The sequence below is a fragment of the Dyella sp. SG609 genome, assembly GCF_012275375.1.
In the GTDB taxonomy this organism is placed as follows: domain Bacteria; phylum Pseudomonadota; class Gammaproteobacteria; order Xanthomonadales; family Rhodanobacteraceae; genus Dyella_D; species Dyella_D marensis.
The window spans coordinates 42,592-62,796 of record NZ_JAAZQJ010000012.1 but is presented as its reverse complement, the minus strand read 5'-3'; the positions used below and the strand labels follow the sequence as shown (position 1 = coordinate 62,796).

The 20,205-nt window shown below is 67.1% G+C and carries 13 protein-coding genes; 8 read left to right on the top strand and 5 right to left on the bottom strand.

Features of this window, described 5'->3' with window-relative positions:
- Positions 1 to 12: 12 nt before the first annotated feature.
- The 3 genes from FHW85_RS18475 (at position 13) to FHW85_RS18465 (ending at position 5,672) form a co-directional block, all read left to right on the top strand.
- A complete protein-coding gene (locus tag FHW85_RS18475; protein WP_168649232.1) occupies positions 13 to 870 on the top strand; it encodes a UDP-2,3-diacylglucosamine diphosphatase in 858 nt (285 codons plus the stop codon).
- 258 nt (positions 871 to 1,128) lie between these two features.
- The gene (grxD, locus tag FHW85_RS18470) at positions 1,129 to 2,052 is read left to right on the top strand and encodes a Grx4 family monothiol glutaredoxin (RefSeq protein ID WP_167252685.1); all 924 of its coding nucleotides are present in this window, start codon (positions 1,129 to 1,131) and stop codon (positions 2,050 to 2,052) included.
- Positions 2,053 to 2,600: 548 nt separating this feature from the next.
- On the top strand, positions 2,601 to 5,672 hold the full coding sequence (locus FHW85_RS18465) for a TonB-dependent receptor (RefSeq protein WP_167252686.1): 3,072 nt from the start codon (positions 2,601 to 2,603) through the stop codon (positions 5,670 to 5,672).
- 653 nt (positions 5,673 to 6,325) lie between these two features.
- On the opposite strand, the gene FHW85_RS18460 is transcribed toward FHW85_RS18465, so the two are convergent.
- Together FHW85_RS18460 and FHW85_RS18455 are read right to left on the bottom strand one after the other, a co-directional pair.
- On the bottom strand, positions 6,326 to 9,415 hold the full coding sequence (locus tag FHW85_RS18460; RefSeq protein ID WP_168649231.1) for a TonB-dependent receptor: 3,090 nt from the start codon (positions 9,413 to 9,415) through the stop codon (positions 6,326 to 6,328).
- Between the two features lie 825 nt (positions 9,416 to 10,240).
- On the bottom strand, positions 10,241 to 11,026 hold the full coding sequence (locus tag FHW85_RS18455) for an AMP nucleosidase (RefSeq protein WP_167252688.1): 786 nt from the start codon (positions 11,024 to 11,026) through the stop codon (positions 10,241 to 10,243).
- 210 nt (positions 11,027 to 11,236) lie between these two features.
- Here FHW85_RS18455 and FHW85_RS18450 point away from each other — a divergent pair, with 210 nt between their 5' ends.
- Both FHW85_RS18450 and FHW85_RS18445 read left to right on the top strand, forming a co-directional pair.
- Positions 11,237 to 12,181 carry a DegV family protein gene (locus tag FHW85_RS18450; protein WP_208399580.1) on the top strand — a complete coding sequence of 315 codons (945 nt, stop codon included), beginning with the start codon at positions 11,237 to 11,239 and terminating at the stop codon, positions 12,179 to 12,181.
- Positions 12,182 to 12,215: 34 nt separating this feature from the next.
- Complete coding sequence (locus FHW85_RS18445) at positions 12,216 to 12,851, top strand: DUF4124 domain-containing protein (RefSeq protein ID WP_210427854.1); 636 nt, start codon at positions 12,216 to 12,218, stop codon at positions 12,849 to 12,851.
- A gap of 141 nt (positions 12,852 to 12,992) precedes the next feature.
- Here FHW85_RS18445 and FHW85_RS18440 read toward each other — a convergent pair whose 3' ends face one another.
- Positions 12,993 to 13,775, bottom strand: a complete 783-nt coding sequence (locus FHW85_RS18440; protein ID WP_167252690.1) for an SDR family oxidoreductase — start codon at positions 13,773 to 13,775, stop codon at positions 12,993 to 12,995.
- A gap of 100 nt (positions 13,776 to 13,875) precedes the next feature.
- On the opposite strand from FHW85_RS18440, the gene FHW85_RS18435 reads away from it, so the two are divergent.
- Complete coding sequence (locus FHW85_RS18435; RefSeq protein ID WP_168649229.1) at positions 13,876 to 14,091, top strand: hypothetical protein; 216 nt, start codon at positions 13,876 to 13,878, stop codon at positions 14,089 to 14,091.
- 4 nt (positions 14,092 to 14,095) lie between these two features.
- Entirely contained in the window at positions 14,096 to 14,941 is an 846-nt protein-coding gene (locus FHW85_RS18430) for an ATP-binding cassette domain-containing protein (protein WP_168649228.1), read from the top strand.
- A gap of 50 nt (positions 14,942 to 14,991) precedes the next feature.
- Here FHW85_RS18430 and sppA read toward each other — a convergent pair whose 3' ends face one another.
- Entirely contained in the window at positions 14,992 to 16,854 is a 1,863-nt protein-coding gene (sppA, locus tag FHW85_RS18425; protein ID WP_168649227.1) for a signal peptide peptidase SppA, read from the bottom strand.
- Positions 16,855 to 16,906: 52 nt separating this feature from the next.
- Positions 16,907 to 18,289 (bottom strand): MATE family efflux transporter, encoded by a 1,383-nt coding sequence (locus FHW85_RS18420; protein WP_168649226.1) that lies wholly within the window; start codon positions 18,287 to 18,289, stop codon positions 16,907 to 16,909.
- A gap of 272 nt (positions 18,290 to 18,561) precedes the next feature.
- Between FHW85_RS18420 and FHW85_RS18415 the strand changes: the two genes are divergently transcribed.
- Positions 18,562 to 19,791: a DUF3667 domain-containing protein gene (locus tag FHW85_RS18415; RefSeq protein ID WP_343203715.1), complete on the top strand. Its 1,230-nt coding sequence runs from the start codon at positions 18,562 to 18,564 to the stop codon at positions 19,789 to 19,791.
- Positions 19,792 to 20,205 lie beyond the last annotated feature (414 nt).

Sequence of the window (20,205 nt, the reverse complement as noted above, 5' to 3'; positions counted from 1 at the left end):
GGAGAGACAGCCATGGCGACCTTCCACTGCCGCAGCGCCTTCATCTCCGACGTGCATCTGGGCACGCCTGACTGCAAGGCTTCCTACCTGCTCGACTTCCTGCGCAAGCTGCGCTGCGAGAAGCTTTATCTCGTCGGCGACATCATCGACATGGAAGCGCTTTCGAAGCGCATCTGGTGGCATGCCGACCACGGCGCGGTGCTGGCCGAAGTGCTGGACATGGCGCGGCGGGGGATCGAGGTGATCTATATCCCCGGCAACCACGACGCCCCGCTGCGCGGCCTGGCCGGGCAGAGCTTCGGCGGCGTGCGCATCGCGCTGGATGCCGTGCACGAAGGCGCCGACGGGCGCCGCTACCGGGTCAGCCACGGCGACGAATTCGATCCGGAACAGATCGGTCGCACCTGGATGCTGCACCTGGGCGAGGTGATGCACCGCTTCATCTGCTGGACCAACCGCCGCGTGCATGCCATGCGGCGCCGGCTGGAGCTGCCCTACCTGCCGCTGTCGATCATCGTGAAGTCGCATATCCGCAAGGCGCTGGCCTATATCCGCGCCTACGAGGAACGCGTGGCCACCGATGCGCGCGAGCGCGGCTTCGACGGGCATATCTGCGGCCACATCCATTTCGGCCACGTGCGCGACATGGGCGGTGTGCTGTACCTCAACGACGGCGACTGGGTGGAGCACTGCACCGCCCTGGTCGAGGACCACACCGGCGCCATGGAGCTGATCCACTGGAGCGAGCAGCCGGCCGCGCTCGGCCGCGCCAGCCGCGAGCTGGTGCTGCCCTCGCCCGCCTCCGGCCTGGCGCTGGCGCCCCTGGCCCGGCACCGGCGCAATCTCTCGGAGCTGCGCCCGGCGGCCTGAGCGCAGGGGCTTGCGCCAGGGACGAGCGGCGAGGACGCGGGGCGATAAGGACGCGCCGCCGCAGGATGCGGGCCGCGTCCTCGCCGGTCGGCCCTGAACGTAGGTTGGGGTGAGCCAAAGGCGAACCCCAACAAATCTTCCCCGTGATCGCGGCGTTGGGGTTCGCTGCGCTCACCCCAACCTACGCTTGAAGCCGCCCCGGGGCGCCGGCATATGCAGGGGGCGTATCATTGCCCCTCTTTACCGGAGTCCCCCCTGATGTCCCTCGACAGCGCCACCCGCGAACGCATCGAAACCCTGCTCAAGAACCACCGCGTGGTGCTGTTCATGAAGGGCACCCGCCAGCAGCCGATGTGCGGCTTCTCCGCCGCGGCCACCAACACCCTCAACGAGCTGCTGCCCGACTACCACACGGTGAACGTGCTGGAAGACCCGGAAATCCGCGAAGGCATCAAGGCCTACGGCGAGTGGCCGACCATCCCGCAGCTGTACGTGGAAGGCGAGCTGGTCGGCGGCGCCGACATCATTCGCCAGATGTACACCAGCGGCGAGCTGCACAGCCTGTTCGGCGCCACCCCGCCGGACCGCAGCGCCCCCGAGATCACCATCACCGACAAGGCCGCCGAAGCGATCCGCCAGGGCACGGCCAATGCGCAGGGCCTGGCCCTGCACCTGGAGATCGGCCCGGACCACAGCGCCGGCTTCCAGCTGGCGCCGGCCGGCGACCACGACATCGTGTCCAGCAGCAACGGCATCGAAGTGCACTTCGACCCGGGCAGCGCCCAGCGCGCCAAGGGCATCGTGATCGACTGGGTGTCCACCGTGCAGGGCGAGGGCCTGAGCCTCAAGTTCCCCGGCGCGCAGGAGATCAAGAGCCTGACCGTGCAGGAGCTGCAGGCGCGCCTGGCCGCCGGCGACCTGGTGCTGGTCGACGTGCGCCCGGCCCACGGCCGCGCCCAGGCCGCTCCGCTGGCCCAGGCCCGCGTGCTGGACGAGGTCGGCTACGACAGCCTGGCCGCCCTGCCCAAGGACACCGCCATCGCCTTCATCTGCCACCACGGCGTATCCAGCCGCGGCGTGGCCGAGCGTTTCGCCGCGCACGGCTTCAGCAACGTCTACAACGTGCAGGGCGGCATGGACGCGTGGGCGGCGGAGATCGATCCGAGCGTGCCGCGCTACTGATTCGATCTAGGAAAAATTCCTAGTAAAAAGCGGGGCCTACGGGCCCCGCTGGCGTTTCCGGCGCGCGAAAAAACCGGTCAAAACACGCCGCTTATTTATGATCCGTTCACTCATGGCGCAAGTTGCTGCGAAATCACAGCCCTGGCGCCACGCAAGGGCGACCCCGCCCACCGCAAGCCCCTTCGCGTTTCTTGCCGCTGGCTTGCGTAAGTCCGCCTTAGCGAAAATTCTTGCGATAGAACTGCGAAAAATTACCCGGCGCATAAAACGGGCCAACGCAGGTTCCGCTCGCTTTTTCCTGCGACGGATAACCATTGCATAACAAATCCGTGGTTCGTAGCTTCGGACTAGGCCACAAGTCACGGCGGGGCACGCCATGAAAGGCCTCCGGATGTGGGGACATCCGGACGAATCGGGGGAGTACGGCTTACCAAGGCAGGCATGACAGGGGCATCCCGCCTCGGGCATGGCTTTGCCGTGGGCGGCATTCCGGTTCGATGAACTCGCTCAAGTCCGCGACCAAAACAATCATCAACCGAGGTTCGACCATGACTTCCAGCAAAGCCAAACGCTACGGTGGTTCCACGCTGCCGCGGCGCCCGCTCGTACTCGCCCTGGCCCTGGGCCTTGGCCTGGCGAGCAGCGGCATCGCGCTTGCCCAGTCCAACGCGACGGGCGTGATCTTCGGCCAGGCCGCGCCGGGAGAAACCATCCACATCGAAAGCACGCAGACCGGCCTCAAGCGCGACCTCACCACCGACGCGCAGGGCCGCTACCGCGCCGCCTCGCTGCCGATCGGCACGTACAACGTGTCGGTGCTGAAGGACGGCAAGGTGCTCGACAGCCGCAACGACGTGCAGACCACGATCAGCAGCGGTACCGAGGTGTCCTTCAACGCCAGCGCCGCCAATGCGCAGACGCTGGGCGCGGTGCAGGTGGTGGGCAACGCGCTGCCGGCGATCGACGTGTCCTCGGTGGACTCGCGCGCCGTGCTCACCGCCGACCAGCTGGCCAAGCTGCCGATCGCGCGCACCTCGATCAGCTCGATCGCGCTGCTGGCGCCCGGCACCACGCCGGCCGCGCGCGGCTACGGCAACGCGCTGTCCTTCGGCGGTTCGTCCGCGTCGGAGAACGCTTACTACATCAACGGTTTCTCGGCCACCAACCCGCTGACCGGCGTGAGCTCGCGCCAGCTGCCGTACGACGCGATCGACCAGGAGCAGGTGCTGATCGGCGGCTACGGCGCCGAATACGGCCGTTCCACCGGCGGCGTGATCAACGTGGTGACCAAGCGCGGCACCAACCAGTGGAAGGGCGACGTGCAGGCGTTCTGGTCGCCCAGCGAACTGGCCCAGCAGCCGCGCAACGTGTATCGCCGCAACGGCACGCTGTACCAGGTCGGCAACGCCTTCTCGCCGCGCGACCGCGACGAAGTGCAGTACTCCGGCTCGATCGGCGGCGCGCTGATCAAGGACAAGCTGTTCTTCTTCGGCGCCGCCGATGCGGTGCGCCAGACCGACGTCGCCTACGGCACGCAGTCGAACAACTCGACCGTGCAGAACGACACCAACAAGATCACCCGCTGGCTGACCAAGTTCGACTGGAACATCACGGACAACCACATCCTGGAGTTCACCGGGATCGGCGACGACGAGCAGACCGACTCGCAGATCTACGGCTACAACTACTCCACGCTGCAGAACACCGGCTACAAGGGCCACCAGTACACCAAGAACTACAACGGCACCCAGACCAACGGCACGCCGGGCGGCAACATCTACATCGGCCACTACACCGGCTACATCACCGACGACCTGACGGTCAACGCGATGTACGGCAAGAGCAACTCCGACCACATGCAGAACATCACGGGCGCCGGCGGCGCGCCGTGCCCGGCGATCACCGACAACCGCGCCATCGCCGCCACCAATCCGGCGCCCAGCTGCCAGTTCGGCGCCGCCACCACGCTGCGCGAGGGTTCGAAGGACAAGACCAGCGGCTGGAGCTTCAACATCGAATACCGCCTGGGCAGCCATGACTTCCGCGGCGGCATGGACAACTACGTCCTGCGCGCCACCTGGGGCAGCGCGCCGGTCACCGGCACTGCCTGGCGCTACTTCGACCTCGGCTCCGGCCAGGCCATCACCCAGCGCCTGACCAACCTGGGCCTGAGCCCGAGCCTGTACAACCCGGCCTCGTTCGCCAACGGCTACTACGCCGAAAGCACGGGCCTGAGCACCGGCACCTCGGCGCGCACGGCGCAGCGTTCGGAGTTCATCGAAGACCACTGGCAGCTGACCGACCGCTGGAACATCTACCTGGGCCTGCGCAACGAGCAGTTCACCAACTACAACGGCGTCGGCGACGCCTACGCCAAGGAGCGCAACCAGCTCGATCCGCGCCTGGGCTTCGCCTGGGACGTGTACGGCGACAGCTCGCTGAAGGTCTACGGCAACGCCGGCCGCTACCACCTCGGCCTGCCCACCAGCGTGGCCGTGCGCGGCGCCGGTCCGTCCACCTTCCCGTCCACCTACTACTCGTTCACCAGCATCGACCCGGTCACCGGCGTGCCGCAGGGCCTGAGCGTGGGCGCGCCGTGGTCGCAGACCTTCTACAACAACGGCGCCAATGGCACCCCGCCGGATGCCAAGACGGTGTCGGTGAAGGACCTGAAGACCTACTACCAGGACGAGTACATCCTCGGCTTCGACAAGCAGCTGCCGAACAACTGGACGGTCGGCGCCAAGGCCATGTTCCGCGTGCTGCGCAACCTGATCGACGACGACTGCGACAGCCGTCCGATCCAGGCCTGGGGCGACGCGCACGGCATCAGCGCGCTGGTCGCCGCCGGCATCGCCAACAGCACGCAGTGCTGGCTGTACAACCCGGGCAACGCCAACACCTTCATCCTGTCGCCCGCCGCCGGCCAGTACTTCGAAGTGCCGCTGAGCGCCCGCGAGATCGGCGAGCCGAAGGCCAAGCGCCGCTACTACATGCTCGACATGTACGCCGAGCACCAGTTCAGCGACAAGTGGTACGCCAAGGTCGAGTACACCTTCTCGCGCAGCTACGGCAACTCGGAAGGCCAGCTCGACTCCGACATCGTGCAGGCCGACGTGTCCACCACCGAAAGCTGGGACGCGCCGGAGCTGATGGAGAACACCAACGGCCCGCTGGCCAACGACCAGACGCACCAGCTGCGCATCCTGGGCGTGTACCAGCCGACGCCGGAATGGCGCTTCTCCACGGTCAGCCGCATCACTTCCGGCACGCCGATCAGCTGCATCGGCGCGCGCCCGGAATCGGCCGGCGGCGACCCGGTGGGCTACCAGGCGGCATACTTCTGGTGCAACGGCAAGCCCGCTCCGCGCGGTTCGTACGGCCGCACGCCGTGGACCTATACGATCAACCTGAGCGCGGCCTGGCAGCCGGCCTTCCTCGATCACAAGCTGACGCTGTCGGCGGACGTGTTCAATCTGCTGGGCAAGCAACGCATCACGCAGCTCAATGAGACGTGCGAGGATCCGTCGGGTAACACGACGATCAACTGCTTCCGCCCGCGTTCGTTCCAGGATCCGCGTTACGTCCGCCTGGGCGCGCGGTACGACTTCTCGCTGTAAGGGTCTGGCATTCCAAAGTGCGCGGGGCTCCATGGATGGGGTCCCGCGCCGACAAACAGCTGGTATCTCCCCATATGGGCCGCCGTGAGGCGGTCCCTTTTTTTCGGCGCTGTGCTCGTCATTTCGGCGTAGGCCGGGATCCAGTGGCGACTAGGTGTGGTTGTCGCGACTTGGCCGCTTATGCAGCGGGCATTTCGGACGCCTGCCGGCGCCCGAGTCACTTTCTCTTTGCTGGCTCAAAGAGAAAGTAACCAAAGAGAAATAGCCTAAGAGCCAAGGCTCGCGACGCGACTAGAAGGAGCGGTGGGCGGCTGCGGTAGTCTGATTAACCTGGGTCTACACGAAACGGCAGTGCGTTTACGTAGCGGCTGCTTCAACGTGCCGTTGCCGAGAGGATGTTCAATGACCGAGGCCAGCTTTTGCTCTTCGTTCCTGCCTGCCTCACGACTTCACCCCTCTCCCCTCCGGGGAGAGGGCAGGGTGAGGGGCCGGGCGGAGCGCAAGGTCGAATCTCGCCGGCGTAGGTTGGGGTGAGCCGCAGGCGAACCCCAACAATGCGTGGCGCATCGACGTGCAATGGCGGCTCTGTTGAAAGCCGCGCATAAAAAAGCCCCCGCCAAAAGGCGGGGGCTTTTTCCTCGACACCGCTTGCGTCAGAAGTCGTAGCTCACCGAGAACCGCACGTAGCGCGGCGTGGTGTACGAGATCGGCGTCTGCCAGTTCACGCTGGGGGTGCCGGGGCCGGAGACTGAGCCCTGGCGGTACTGCGTGATCACCTGCTTGTCGAAGATGTTGTAGACCATCACGTCGAACGCCAGCTTCTTGCCTGCCCACTCCGGACGGAATTCGCCGTTGAGGCTGACGATTTCCTGCCACGGCGTGCGGCCGGTCGAGCCGTACGGTGCGGGCGTGCCGTTGGGGCCGCAGAAGTGATAGGCCACGCCGTAGGCGTACGGATCGGTCTGTTCCGGACCGAAGAAGCTCAGGCAGGTCTTCGGCGTGCCGGACAGGATCTGCACGTTGCCGCCGATCAGCCACTCCGGAGTGATCTGGTAGTAGCCCACCATCTTCAGCTGGTGGCGGCGGTCGTTGGCCAGCGAGCCGTTGGAGTTGGTCATCACGCCGGCGTTGTCCCAGTCTTCGGTCTGCGACACGTCGGTCTGGCCGATGTCCGAACGCACCGAGCCCTCGGTGTTGCCGAAGTTGTGCGACCACACGTAGTCGATGCGGCCGTACCACTTGCCGTCGAACGGATGCTCCAGGTACGTGTTCAAGGCCACGTACTTGCGCTTGAGCGGCGGCATGCCCCAGGCGGACCACGGGATATTGAGGATGCTGTAGCCGCCGTTGCCGTCGGACACGTTGATCTGCGCGCTCTTGCCCGGGTTCATGATGTAGCAGCCGGTCGAGCCCAGCGCCGCCACCGGATCCAGCCCCTGCTGCACGGCGTAGGCCTGGATGATGGTGTCGTCGCAGACGTCGTCCAGGTCGTTGCGCAGCACGCGGTAGGTGCCCTTCGCGCCGTACACCCACTTGGTGCCGAACGCATCGAGCGTCTTGTCGAAGCCGGCGATGTATTCGTCCTGGTATTCGGCCTTGGCGTTGCGGCTGGTCACCGTCTTGGGGTCAGGCGGAATGCCGAACTCGTTGTTAGCCGACACGCCCGGATAGCGGTCCTGGGTGATCTGGGTGAGACCCGTCGGCGCGCCGGTGGCCTGGTCGATGCCGGTGTAGGTGAAGTACTGCGAGGTGAAGGTGCTGCCCGCGGCGCCGCGGATGGCCACGTTGGCCGGCTCGTCGAGGTAGTAGCGGCCGGCGTTGGCGTAGATCTTCAGGCTGGAATCGCCGTACACGTCCCAGCTCGCGCCCAGGCGCGGCGCCAGCTGCGGCTTGGTCAGGCGCAGGTAGGGCACGCCGTCGGGGTTGTAGTTGGTGAACTGGTCGTTGCGCACGCCGACGGTGAGCAGGATGCGGTCGTTGATCTGCCACGCGTCCTCGATGAACTGCGCGTGCTGCTTCACCCGCGCGCTGGCCGAGTTGGAGTAGATCGTCTTGGCCACGTAGTAGCCGCTGCCGCCCGGCGCGCCGACGGCGTTGCCGGGCAAGGTGCTGATCGGTGCGTTCGGATCGCCCTGGCCATAGACCCAGTAGTAGCCGGGACCGGACGGCGTGGTGCCGATGTCGATCGCCTGCACTTCGAGGTTGTCGATGCCGGCGGTGATCGAGTGGTTGCCGATCTTGTAGTTGACGTCGAAGCGCAGGTTCGAGGTCTTGTCGTGCGAACGCGGATCGTCCACGGTCTGGTTGATCTGCGGGCCGTTGATGCCGCTGGAACCGGGCGGCAGCAGCGCCGGATTCTGGAAGCTGGCGTTGCCGATCCACGCCGCGTCGCCGCCTTCGGCGTTGCTGTAGTCGGTCTGCCGCATCTTGCCGTACAGCGCTTCCACCGTGATGCTGTCGGTGATGTAGCCGGTGTACTTGGCCACCCACATGTCGGCGCCGTCCTTGGTATAGGTCGCCGGCCCCAGGTAGGCGCCGCGCGTGCCGGGCGAGCTGCTCTGGGTATACGCATAGGCGTAGGTGTTGCCCGAGAACATGCTCTTGTTGGACGCGCTGGTCAGCTCGAGGATGTTCTGGTCGGTGATGTTCCAGTCCAGCTTGCCGTACCACTTCGGCCGCGAGTAGCCATAGGTCTGCTCGGTATTGGTCGAACGGTTGGCGACATTGACGCCGCTGTCGATATGGTCGGCTTCGACCGCGCCGAAGATGTACAGCTTGTCCTTGATCAGCGGGCCGCCGAAGTAGGCGTCCTCGACGTGCTCCCACGACTTGTTGTCCTGCCGCGTCCAGTACATCTGGCCCTGGCGGCTGTTCGGGCCGGACAGGAAGGCCGGGCCGGTGGGATACATGCCGTTGTCCGGCGAGGCCTCGCCGAACTTCGGCTGCCACACCACCTGCGCTCCGAAATGCCATTCGTTGGTGCCGCGCTTGCCGACCTGGTTGATCACGCCGCCATCGGAACGGCCGTAGGCGGCGCCGTAGCCGCCGGTCATGATCTGCTCCTGGTCGATCGCACCGTAGGGCAGGGTCAGGCCGCCGAAGTTATGCAGCGGGTCGCTGGTGTTGAAACCGTTGATGTAATAAGCGTTCTCCGCCACCGACGAACCGCCGAACGTGACCAGGACCTGGCCGGTCGGGCTGGTGAAGTAGCTGCTGCCGGCGTTGACGCCCGGCGCCAGGATCGCCACCGACTCCGCGCTGCGCGCGATCGGCAGCTTGGACAGCTGCTCGGCGGTGATCACCGTGCGCGAGTCCATCTGGCTCACGTCGATGGCCGGCAGCGCATTGCCCACCACTGTGACGCTGCCGAGGTTGGTCGCATTCGCCTCGGACGCGCCGGCGAACATCACCTGGGTGCCGCCGCCGACGGTCAGGCTGATGTTGTCGCGCGTCTCGACCACCGCGCCGTCCTTCTTCAGGCTTACCTTGTAAGTGCCCAGCGGCAGCTTGGTCGCCGAGTAGCGGCCGCTGGCGTCCACCGGCACTTCGCGGGTAACGCCGCCGTCGCTCTGGATCACCACCGTCTCGCCCGATGCCACGGGCGCGTTGCCGAAGATCGAGCCGGTGGAGGACTGCGCGTGCAGCTGGCCCGCGATGGCGCAGCTGGCCGCGATGGCGAGCGCCAGCGCGGTGCGGCGCGTGGAAACGTGGCCGGAAGCCGGCCGGCTATACGGATTGGTCATGCGTTACTCCCCCGAGCAGAGAAAAGACCGCCAATTGAGTTAATCAAGGAAAAAAATCCCCACCGCCATTACCCGATGGCAATGGCGTTCCGAATAAATGGCCAACAAGCTCCCACCCTTTCATTGGAGCGACCGCGCTGCAGCCTTGCTGCAATGACGCCGCAACCGGACCCTGGCAGCGCGATTCGAATCACCCTAATCGGGCGAATAACGACACGTCAACAATGATTTATTGCGCGCTTAACACCAGAAATTGCGCCGGAGCGCGAGCGCGCCGGCGCGCTCGCGGCGGAATGCATGAAAGCAGCGGTAAATAGGCGCGAACGCGGCCACGCAGGTATTCGCAAAGAAATGACGCCGCGCGCGATTTCTTTGCGAACGTGCGATGCGCCTAGGAATAATTCCTAGATTAAGCGCAACACATCGCAACACATTTACAGACTTATTTATCCGGCCATTGCGCATTAGCAAAGTCGCGTTTATTTGCGTCAATTAATCGCGCTTGACAGCCGCCGCCGCGCATTGCATAAAAAATACGAACCGGATATTCGAGCGCCGTTTTACGCTGCGGCCGGGCAATACATACCCGCCACGCAGCTTTGCGGCATGGCGTCCGATGCAAAGGAAACCGATCCACCGATGCGTTCGCGCCATCGCCGATGGCGCGAACGTCCGTCGCCAGTCCAGCACCGAGCATTCACTACAAAGCGCGTGCGGCACCAGGACGGTGCCGCACGCCGATAATGTTGGATCACCCCGGTAGGGCCGCTCGCAGCGGCCCTTTTTTTATGGATGGCCGGCACGCGCGCAGCGCCGGCCATCGCTTCACTCGACGTTTTCCTCGAAGCGCAGGTGCTTCACGCTGCGGCCGTTGCGGCGCACCAGCTTGAGCGCCTCGATGCCGATGCGGATATGGCGCTCGACGAACTGCGCCGTCACGCTGCGGTCGCTGGCTTCGGTCTTCACCCCTTCCGGAATCATCGGCTGGTCCGACACCAGCAGCAGCGCGCCGCAGGGGATCTGGTTGTGGAAGCCCGCCGCGAAGATGGTGGCGGTTTCCATGTCCACCGCCATGCAGCGGGTACGGCGCAGGTAGTCCTTGAACTGCTCGTCGTGCTCCCACACGCGGCGGTTGGTGGTGTACACCGTGCCGGTCCAGTAGTCGTAGCCGAGGTCGCGGATCATGGTGGACACGCCGCGCTGCAGCTGGAACGCCGGCAGCGCCGGCACTTCCGGCGGCAGGTAGTCGTTGGAGGTGCCCTCGCCGCGGATCGCGGCGATCGGCAGCACCAGGTCGCCGATCGCGTTCTTCCTCTTCAGGCCGCCGCACTTGCCCAGGAACAGCGCCGCCTTGGGCGACACCGCGCTGAGCAGGTCCATCACGGTGGCGGCATTGGGGCTGCCCATGCCGAAGTTGATCAGGGTGATGCCGTCGGCGGTGGCATTGGGCATGGGGCGGTCGCGCCCGTGCACTTCCACGCCATGCCATTCGGCGAACAGATCCACGTAATGGCCGAAATTGGTGAGCAGCACGTACTCGCCGAACTGCTCCAGCGGCGTGCCGGTATAGCGCGGCAGCCAGTTGGAGACGATTTCCTGTTTGTCTTTCATGGGACCCTTTGGCAGGTCGATGGGCGCGGGAGCCTCCCGCACCGCGTTACCGGCGACGCCACGCCGGCGATAGGCCGAATGATCCGCGCCATTCTAGCCGGAACGGCGGGCTGGCTTCCGCATGGCGCAGTGCCGCATGGCCGCGATCCGTTCTGTGATGGACTTCACCCATGTTATGTTCCCGCCGCAGCCGGACTAGGGGGTGACAAGATGCGCATGGGCCTGGCCATCGATGCGTCCTGCGACGTTTCGCAGGGCTTCCTGGAGGAACACGGCGTCACGGTGATGCCGATCACCGTGCGGGTCGACGACGAGACCTTCCTGGACAACCGCGATCCCGCCGAGGTGCGCCGCTTCATCGACCGCAAGCTGGGCGACCGCAGCCATTCGGCCGAGACCGAGCCCTGCTCGGTGGAAGAGGTGCAGAAGCTGTTCCTGGAGAAACTGGTGCTGGAGCGGGACTGCGTGTTCTGCCTTACCGTCACCTCCACCCGCAGCCCGATCAACGACCACGTCAACAAGGCCAGCTTCGCGGTGCTCAAGCACTACCGCGCGGCGCGCGAGCAGGGCGGGCTGTCCGGCCAGTTCCTGATGCGCGTGATCGACACCCGCAACCTGTTCGCCGGCACCGCGCCGGCCATCCTGGAAGCCGCCCGCCTGGTCCGCGCCGGCGAGACGCCGCCGGCGATCCGCGAGCGCGCCACCTTTATCGCCAACCACTCCTACGGCTACATGCTGCCGCGCGACCTGTACTACCTGCGCGCGCGCGCCAAGAAGAAGGGCGACCGCAGCGTCGGCCTGTTCAGCGCGGTGCTGGGCTCGGCGCTGGACATCAAGCCGCTGCTGCGCTGCTTCCGCGGCGAGACCGGCCCGGCCGGCAAGGTGCGCGGCTTCGAGCACGGTGCGCAGACCCTGTTCGGCTACGCCGTGCAGCGGGTGCGCGCCGGCCTGCTGGTGCCGGCCATGTGCGTCAGCTACGGCGGCGACCTGGCCGAGCTGGACGGCCTGCCCGGCTATGCCGGCCTGCGCGCGGCCTGCGCCGACCACGGCGTGGCGCTGATGGAGGCGCCGATGAGCATCACCGGCATGGTCAACGTCGGCGAAGGCGCCATCACTCTGGGCTTCGCCGCCGAGGAACATGAGGCGGAGTTCTGAGCCGCCCGCCGCCGGCGCGCATAGAATCCTGCCGATGCGCCGACCTGTCCTGCTCCTGCTGATGCTGTCGCCGCTGGCCGCCCTGCCGGCCGGCGCGGCCACCGTGTACAAGTGCACCGGCGCCGACGGCCGGGTGACCTTCCAGGACCGCCCCTGCCCCCGCGCGCAGCGGCAGGACATCGTGCCGCTGGCCGACCCCACGCCGGCCGCGCCGGCACCGCCGCCGCAGCCCGTCAGCGACGACCGCGACAGCAGCCCGCCACCACCCTCGCCCGCCCCGCCGCCACCGTCCGCGCCCCTGCCCGGCCTGTACGCCTGCACGCGCGCCACCGACGGCAAGTTCTATATCAGCCGCAACGGCGATCCCCAGCCTTATCTCGCCCCGTTCGGCATGGTCGGCATGGTGCAGACGCCGCTCGCCCGCGGCGGGGCCGGCGGCGCCTCGGCGCCGGAGCTCAACCGCGGCAAGGTCACCGCGGGGCTGGTGTCGGACAACTACGTCTGGGTGCAGGACCAGTGCCGCCCGATGACCTTCAACGAAACCTGCCACGCCCTGCAGGACGACTACGAGGACAACGCGCGCAAGCTGCGCCGCGCCTTCAAGAGCGACCGGCCGCCGCTGGAACGGCGCGACGAGGAGCTGCGGGGGCAGCTGGCGAATTGCCGCTGACCCATGTTCGTCATCCCGGCGCAGGCCGGGATCCAGTGGCGAAAGCGCGTGATTTTCGTGACGGCGCTTGAAGGGCTTTCGCGAAAACCGAGCGATACCGCTACTGGATCCCGGCCTGCGCCGGGATGACGAGCAGAAAACTCAGAACCCGTAGTTGAGAAACCCGCCATCCACCGCCAGCACCTGCCCCGTGACGTAGCTGGCGGCCGGCAGGCACAGGAAGGCGATCGCCGCGGCCACTTCCTCCGGCTCGCCGATACGGCGCAGCGGGGTGTGGTCGAGCACTTCGTCGAGATAATCGTCGTCGGCCAGCGCCGGCTCCGAGCGCTGCGTGCGGATATACCAGGGCGCCACCGCATTGACGCGGATGCCGTCGGTGGCCCACTCGGCGGCGAGGTTGCGGGTGAGCTGGTGCAGCGCGGCCTTGCTCATGCCGTACGCCGCGCCGGTGCGCACGTGGGTGATGCCGGAAACCGAACCGACGTTCACGATCGCCGCATTCGCATGCTGCACCAGCTGCGGATGCGCGAGGCGGCACATCTCGAAGGCGGAGAACAGGTTCAGTTCGAAGATCGCGCGGTAATCGCGCTCGCTGTATTCCAGCGCCGCGGCCGGGGCATTGCCGCCGGCGTTGTTGACCAGCAGCGACAGCGGCGCGCCCAGATCCGCGATCCAGTCGAACACCGCCAGCCGCTCCTCCTGCACGCTGAGGTCGGCGGCGAAGGACAGCACCTCGATCTGCTCGAAATCGTCGGCCAGTTCGACGCGCACCTGTTCCAGGTAATCGTCGTCGCGCGCCACCAGCAGCAGGTTGGCGCCCAGCCCCGCCAGCTCGCGCGCGGCGGCGTAGCCGATGCCCTTGCTGGCGCCCGTGATCAATGCGGTATGGCCTTGCAGCTGCCAGGCGTCGATGCGGTTGTTCATGCGGCGAGCTTAAAACCTGGGTCACGCGGGGACCAGCCCGAGGTTGCCGCGCCACGGCATGCGCGGGACACTCGGGGCCGGCCCCCGTGGAGCATCCACCATGAAAGCTCGGCTCATCCTCCCGCTCAGCCTGCTCGCTCTCTGTGCCTGCTCCGGCAAGCCGCCCGCGCCCAAGGCCGAAGCCACGCCCGCGCCGCGCGTCGCCACGCCGTTCGACGACCTGAAGAAGCAGGAACAGAAGGCCAAGGACGTGCAGAAAGTGGTCGACCAGCAGGCCGAGCAGCAGCGCAAGCAAGCCGACGCGGCGGAACAGTAAACGCATGGCGCACGAATCCACTGCAGCCGGATACGCCGCACCCGCGATCGCCGCCGATGCACCCGTGCTGGAACTGGACCGCGCCAGCGTATTGCGCGGCGAGCGGCTGATCCTGGAAGCGCTGAGCCTGCGCGTCGCCGCCGGCGAACACACCGCCATCCTCGGCGCCAACGGTTCGGGCAAGTCCACCCTGGTGAAGCTGGTGACGCGCCAGCTGTACCCGCTGGCACGTGACGACGGCCAGCCCAGCGTGCGCGTGTTCGGCCGCGAGCGCTGGCACGTGGCCGAGCTGCGCAGCCTGCTCGGCATCGTGTCGCCGGCGCTGCAGCTGGACTACACCACCGACACGCCGCTGGAAGTGTTCGACGCGGTGGTGTCGGGCTTCTACGCCGCGCGCGGCCTCGGCCCCGGCCATCGCCCCACGCCGGCCATGCGCGAGCGCGCGCACGCGGCGCTGGCGCAGATGGGCATAGCGCATCTGATCGGCCGCGACATGGCCACGCTGTCCACCGGCGAGGCGCGCCGCGTGCTGATCGCGCGCGCCCTGGTGCACCGTCCGCGCGCCCTGCTGCTGGACGAACCCAGCGCCGGCCTGGACCTGGCCACCCGCCGCCACTTCCTGGAAAGCCTGCGCACGCTCGCGCGCGGCGGCACCACCTTGCTGCTGGTCACCCATCACATCGAAGAGATCGTGCCGGAGATCGGCCGCGTGCTGCTGCTGCTCGAAGGCAAGGCGCTGCGCCATGGCGACAAGGCGCAGGTGCTCACCGATGATGCACTGAGCGATGCCTTCGGCATGCGCGTGCGGGTGGGACGCGACGGCGACTATTACAGCGCCGTGCCGGCATAAAAAAACGGCGGCCCGAGGGCCGCCGTTTCGTTCAAGCTGCTGCGCCCGCTTCAGCGCGGCTCGCAGAAGCAATACGCATACACGTTCGGCTTGCCCGACTGCGCGTTCTTCAGCAGCTTCAGTTCCGGCGCCATCGCGGGCAGCTGCGCCACCCACTCCGGCAGATGCACGCCGTAGGCGCGCAGCGCGACGGTGGCCGAGCTGTCGTTGAGGTTGACCATGAACTGCTCGACGGTGCCCAGCGGCGCCTCCACGTAGCGCACCGACGGGTTCTTGCCCAGCTTGGCGCGCTGGGCCGCATCGGCCACCGCTTCGCGCAGGCCGCCGAGCTGGTCGACCAGGCCGCGGTCCAGCGCCTGCTGGCCGGTCCACACGCGGCCTTGCGCGATGGTGTCGATGGCGTCGTACGGCTTGCCGCGCGCCTGCGCCACGCCGCCGACGAAATCGCGGTAGCCCTTGTCGATGATGGCCTGGATCAGGGTGCCCACCTTCGGATCCAGCGGGCGGGTGATGTTGAACGCGCCGGCCAGCGGGCCGGTGCCCACGCCGTCGGTCTTCACGCCGAGCTTGTCCAGCGTGCCGGGCACGGTGAAATACATGCCGAAGATGCCGATCGAACCGGTGATCGTATTGGGCTCGGCGAAGATGCGGTCCGCATTCATCGAGATCCAGTAGCCGCCGCTGGCCGCCACGTTGCCCATCGACACCACCACCGGAATGCCGGCTTCCTTGGTCAGCGCGACTTCGCGGCGGATCAGCTCGGCCGCGTACACCTCGCCGCCCGGCGAGTTCACCCGCAGCACCAGCGCCTTGGTGCGGCGGTCCTCGCGCGCGGCGCGGATCAGCTGCGCGGTGGATTCGCCGCCGATGCTGCCCTGCGGCTGCTTGCCGCCGACGATCTCGCCCTCGGCCACCACCACCGCCACGCCCGGTTCCAGCACGCGGCCCGGCGACACGCCGGCCAGGTAGCGGCGCAGGTCGACCTGGCGGAAGCCCTCGCCCTTGCCGCCGGCCGGCACGCCTTCCTTGCGCATCATGTTTTCCAGGTCGTCGCGGGTGGCGAGGCCGTCGACCAGGTGTTCGTTGAAGGCCAGCTGGCCGAGGTCGCCCTTGGTACCGGCGATCGCGTCGGGCAGGCCGTCGATGGCGGCGCGCAGCGCGGACGGCTCGATCTTGCGCAGCTTGGCCACTTCGTCGATGTAGCGGTCCCACAGGCCGCCCATCCAGAACGCATCGGCTTCCTTCGACTCCGGCGAGGCGTGGTCCAGGACGTACGGCTCGGCCGCGCTCTTGAACTGGCCGACGCGGAACAGGTGCACGTCCACGCCCAGGCGGTCGAGCAGGTCCTTGTAGAACAGGCGGTAGTTGGCCAGCCCCGTCAGCACCACGCCGCCCATCGGGTCGAGCAGCACGCGGTCGGCATGCGCGGCCAGGTAGTACTGGCCCTGGTCCATGCTGGAGGCCCACACGATCACCGGCTTGCCGGCGGCGCGGAAGCGGTCCAGCGCCGCGGCCACCTCGCGCAGCGCGGCGAAGCCGCCGGCGTGCAGTTCCTGCGGCTGCAGCAGGATGCGGGTGATGCGGCTGTCGCTGGACGCCGCGTCGATGGCCGACACCAGGTCGCGCACCTGCACCTGCTTGGGCGCATTGCCGGACAGGCCCTGCAGCGCGCGCTCCAGCGGCTCGATGCTGAACTGTTCGACCAACTCGCCCTGCGGCTTCAGCACCAGCACGCTGTCGTTCTGCACGCCGCGCTCGCCGTGGCTGCCGGCCCAGAAGCCGAGCATCAGCAGCAGGAAAAAGCCGAGGAAGACGAAGAAGATCAGGTTGATGATGACCAGCCTGACCACGTTGATTCCGCGCCCGAACACGCGCAGGAATGCCCAGAAACCGTTGGTGCCGCGCTCCGCCATGCTTACTTTCCTCGACAAGACGGCGGCAGCGTAACCGCTCGGGCTTTACAGGTCATGTGGGAGAAGTTTGGGTCGTGCGGCGCCAGCGCTCGGTCCGGGAATTGCGCCAGAAGCGGGTGAACAGGAGGATGGCCGCCACGCTCAGCCCGGCCACCAGCCCCATCCACATGCCGCGCGCGCCCAGCCCCTGGCGGAACGCCAGCCACCAGCCGAACGGCATGCCGATCACCCAGTAGGCGAACAGCGTCATCGCCATCGGCCAGCGGGTGTCCTTCAGGCCGCGCAGCGCGCCGTTGGAGGCGACCTGGATGCCGTCGGAGAACTGGAACACGCCGGCCAGCACGATCAGCTGGGTAGCCAGCGCGATCACCGCCGCATCGCGGGTGTACAGCGCGGCGATCAGGTGCGGCAGGCCCAGCATCAGGCTGGCCGAGACCACCTGGGTGAGCACGGCCAGGCCGATGCCGCAGAAGCCGGCGTAGCGCACGCCCTCGGCGTCGCCGCGGCCCACCGCATTGCCCACGCGCACGGTGATCGCCATGGCCAGGCCCAGCGGGATCATGAAGAACACCGAGGCGATGTTCAGCGCCACCTGGTGGCTGGCCACCACGGTTTCGCCCAGCGTGCCCAGGGCCAGCGCCACCGCCACGAACAGGCCGCCCTCGGCCAGCAAGGTGATCGCCATCGGCAGGCCTATCGACAGCAGCTCGCGGATGCGCCTGAGGTCGGGCAGGTCGAAGCGCTCGCCCAGGTTCAGGCCGCGGTAGTTGCCGTGGCGCGCGATGTACAGCGCGAAACCCAGCATCTCCATCCACAGCACCAGGGCCGTGGCGATGCCGCAGCCGCGCGCGCCCTGCGGCGCCAGGCCGAACTTGCCGAACATCAGCACATAGCCCAGCGGCGCCAGCACGCACAGGCCGGCCAGGGCGAAGAACATCGACGGCAGGGTCATCGACAGGCCTTCGGAAAGACCCCGCAGCGCGAAGTAGCAGGTGAGCGCGGGCGCACCCCAGCTGATCGCATGCAGGAAGGCCACCACGTCGTTGCGCAGGCCCGGGTCCACGCCGATCAGGTCGATCAGCGGACCGGCATGGCGCACGAAGAACCACAGCAGCACGCCCATGCCCAGCGCCAGCCACAGCGCCTGGCGGAACACCGCGCCGACTTCGCCGCGGCGGCCGGCGCCGTCCAGCTGCGACACCGAAGGCGGCACCGCCATCATCATGCCGATGCCGCTGACGATGGCCAGCGCCCAGATGCTGGCGCCGACGGCGACCGCGCCGAGCACGTGCGCGCAGTAATGGCCGGCCAGCATGGCATCGACCACATTGGTGCCCACCGCGGCCAGCTGGGCCAGGATCAGGGGTGCCGCGAGCGAGACGGTGGCGCCGACCTCGTGCGCCACGCGGGCGCGATCGGAAGGGGAAAGAAACATAGGCGGGACTCCAGGGCCGGGCATTCTACAGGCTCTTGGTCCCTCATCCCGGCGCATGATCCGTCATCCCGGCGCAGGCCGGGATCCAGTGGCGATACCGTCGGGTTTTCGCGGTAACGCTCAAGAGCCATGCCTTTCGACGCCCTCGCCCGTACGTAGCTTGTCGCCACTGGATCCCGGCCTGCGCCGGGATGACGAGCGAGGGCGGCCGCGCGATGCTATCGGTCAAGCTCTTATGCCAAGATCGCCCGCTTGCAAGGGGAGAGGTCAAGGTGAGCGGGAAAGACATCGTCTCGTACGACGGCGTGCATTGCGCCAATTGCACGGCAGCCATGCAGGGCGAGTTCTGCCACCACTGCGGGCAGTCGATCCACACCGTGCTCAAGCCGGTGCACCACATGTTCGAGGACACGCTGGAGACCTTCCTCCACGTGGACGGCCGCGTGCTGCACACCTTGCCGCCGCTGATGACCAGGCCGGGCTTCCTCACCCTGGAATATTTCTCCGGGCGCCGCCAGCGCTACGTGCCGCCGTTCCGGCTGATGTTCGTGCTGTGCCTGCTGGCGTTTTTCCTGACCCATATCGCGGTCGACGCGCTGGTGACGCGCGGCAAGGATTTCGCGCCCGGCGTGCACGTGGACCGGCGCCAGTTCGACGACCTGAAGACCTCGGACGAGGTCCGCCACGCTCTGGACGAGCAGTTGGCCAACCTGCAGCAGGCCCGCGCGACGGTGGCCAACGTGCCCGGCGCCGACGCCGGCCTGGTCAAGGCCGAGAAGGAACTGCGCAAGCAGGCCGAGCGGCGCATCGCCACCATCGATGGGGCGGCGGCGCCGGCCTCGGGGGCATCGGCCAAGGCACCGGCGGCGGCGTCCTCAGCGCCGGCCGTCGCTTCCAGCGCCGGGCACCGCGTCGCCAAGGACGACGACGTGGAAGCGGAAGACTGGCTGGACAAGCCGGCCAACACCCGCGTCTCCTGGCTGCCCGAATTCATGAATGCGCGGCTGGCCCACGCCGCCGCCAACCTGCGCGCCAATATCCGGGGCTGGAAGAGTTCCGACCCGGAAGTGCACGAACAGGCCGCCGAGCGCTTCAAGGCCGGCATCTTCGGCGCCCTGCCGCAGACCATGTTCGTGCTGATGCCGGCCTTCGCCCTGCTGCTGAAGCTGTTCTACCTGTTCAAGCGCCGGCTCTATATGGAGCACCTGATCGTGGCGCTGCACAGCCACGCCTTCCTGTTCGCCACGGTGCTGCTGTGGGTGCTGCTGGCGCTGCTCAAGTCCTGGATCGCGCCGCATGCGGCCTGGGCCGGCAGCGTGCTGGGCTGGGTGGAATTCGCCCTGGCGATATGGGCGCCGGTGTACCTGCTGCTGATGCAGAAACGGGTCTACCGGCAGGGCTGGTTCATGACCGTGCTGAAGTACCTGGTGATCGGCTGGTGTTACACCTGGTTGCTCGGATTCGCCCTGGTAAGCGCCTTGATGATGGGCGCGGTGCACTGAAGCAATAGGCGGGTATTTTGTGATGCACATCACAGCGAAACCGGGCAGTGGCCGACGCATCGAGCCCTGCCAGAATCGCGCCAGCGAGGGTTTTGCACAGCATCACAGGACTGTCAATAGATTGACCACGGCTATGTCAATTGGATGAACACCAGCCGAGCGGCCCCTGTAAGTCATTGAATATACACTGCATTACAAGTTGGCTAAAAGTTCGACAGCACGTCGCAAAGTCCGATTTTTCTGGCTTTGAGGGCACCCTTCCCCGGCGCATCCACAGACTTATCCACAGCTCTTGTGGATAAGCCAGATTTTCCCCTTCACAGAGCTACTTAGGGGGGACTTCTCGACGGGGGGCCAGCAGGGGGCCGAAAACGAAGGCGCAGGTTGGGGTGAGCCGCAGGCGACCCCCGACAC

Bases quoted from the DNA above. Each gene is read 5' to 3' on its own strand.
- FHW85_RS18475 (WP_168649232.1), top strand. From the start codon at position 13: ATGGCGACCTTCCACTGCCGCAGCGCCTTCATCTCCGACGTGCATCTG.
- FHW85_RS18460 (WP_168649231.1), bottom strand. From the start codon at position 9,415: ATGACCAATCCGTATAGCCGGCCGGCTTCCGGCCACGTTTCCACGCGC.
- sppA (WP_168649227.1), bottom strand. From the start codon at position 16,854: ATGGCGGAGCGCGGCACCAACGGTTTCTGGGCATTCCTGCGCGTGTTC.
- FHW85_RS18435 (WP_168649229.1), top strand. From the start codon at position 13,876: ATGAAAGCTCGGCTCATCCTCCCGCTCAGCCTGCTCGCTCTCTGTGCC.
- FHW85_RS18465 (WP_167252686.1), top strand. From the start codon at position 2,601: ATGACTTCCAGCAAAGCCAAACGCTACGGTGGTTCCACGCTGCCGCGG.
- FHW85_RS18450 (WP_208399580.1), top strand. From the start codon at position 11,237: ATGCGCATGGGCCTGGCCATCGATGCGTCCTGCGACGTTTCGCAGGGC.
- FHW85_RS18455 (WP_167252688.1), bottom strand. From the start codon at position 11,026: ATGAAAGACAAACAGGAAATCGTCTCCAACTGGCTGCCGCGCTATACC.
- FHW85_RS18430 (WP_168649228.1), top strand. From the start codon at position 14,096: ATGGCGCACGAATCCACTGCAGCCGGATACGCCGCACCCGCGATCGCC.
- FHW85_RS18420 (WP_168649226.1), bottom strand. From the start codon at position 18,289: ATGTTTCTTTCCCCTTCCGATCGCGCCCGCGTGGCGCACGAGGTCGGC.
- grxD (WP_167252685.1), top strand. From the start codon at position 1,129: ATGTCCCTCGACAGCGCCACCCGCGAACGCATCGAAACCCTGCTCAAG.
- FHW85_RS18445 (WP_210427854.1), top strand. From the start codon at position 12,216: ATGCGCCGACCTGTCCTGCTCCTGCTGATGCTGTCGCCGCTGGCCGCC.
- FHW85_RS18440 (WP_167252690.1), bottom strand. From the start codon at position 13,775: ATGAACAACCGCATCGACGCCTGGCAGCTGCAAGGCCATACCGCATTG.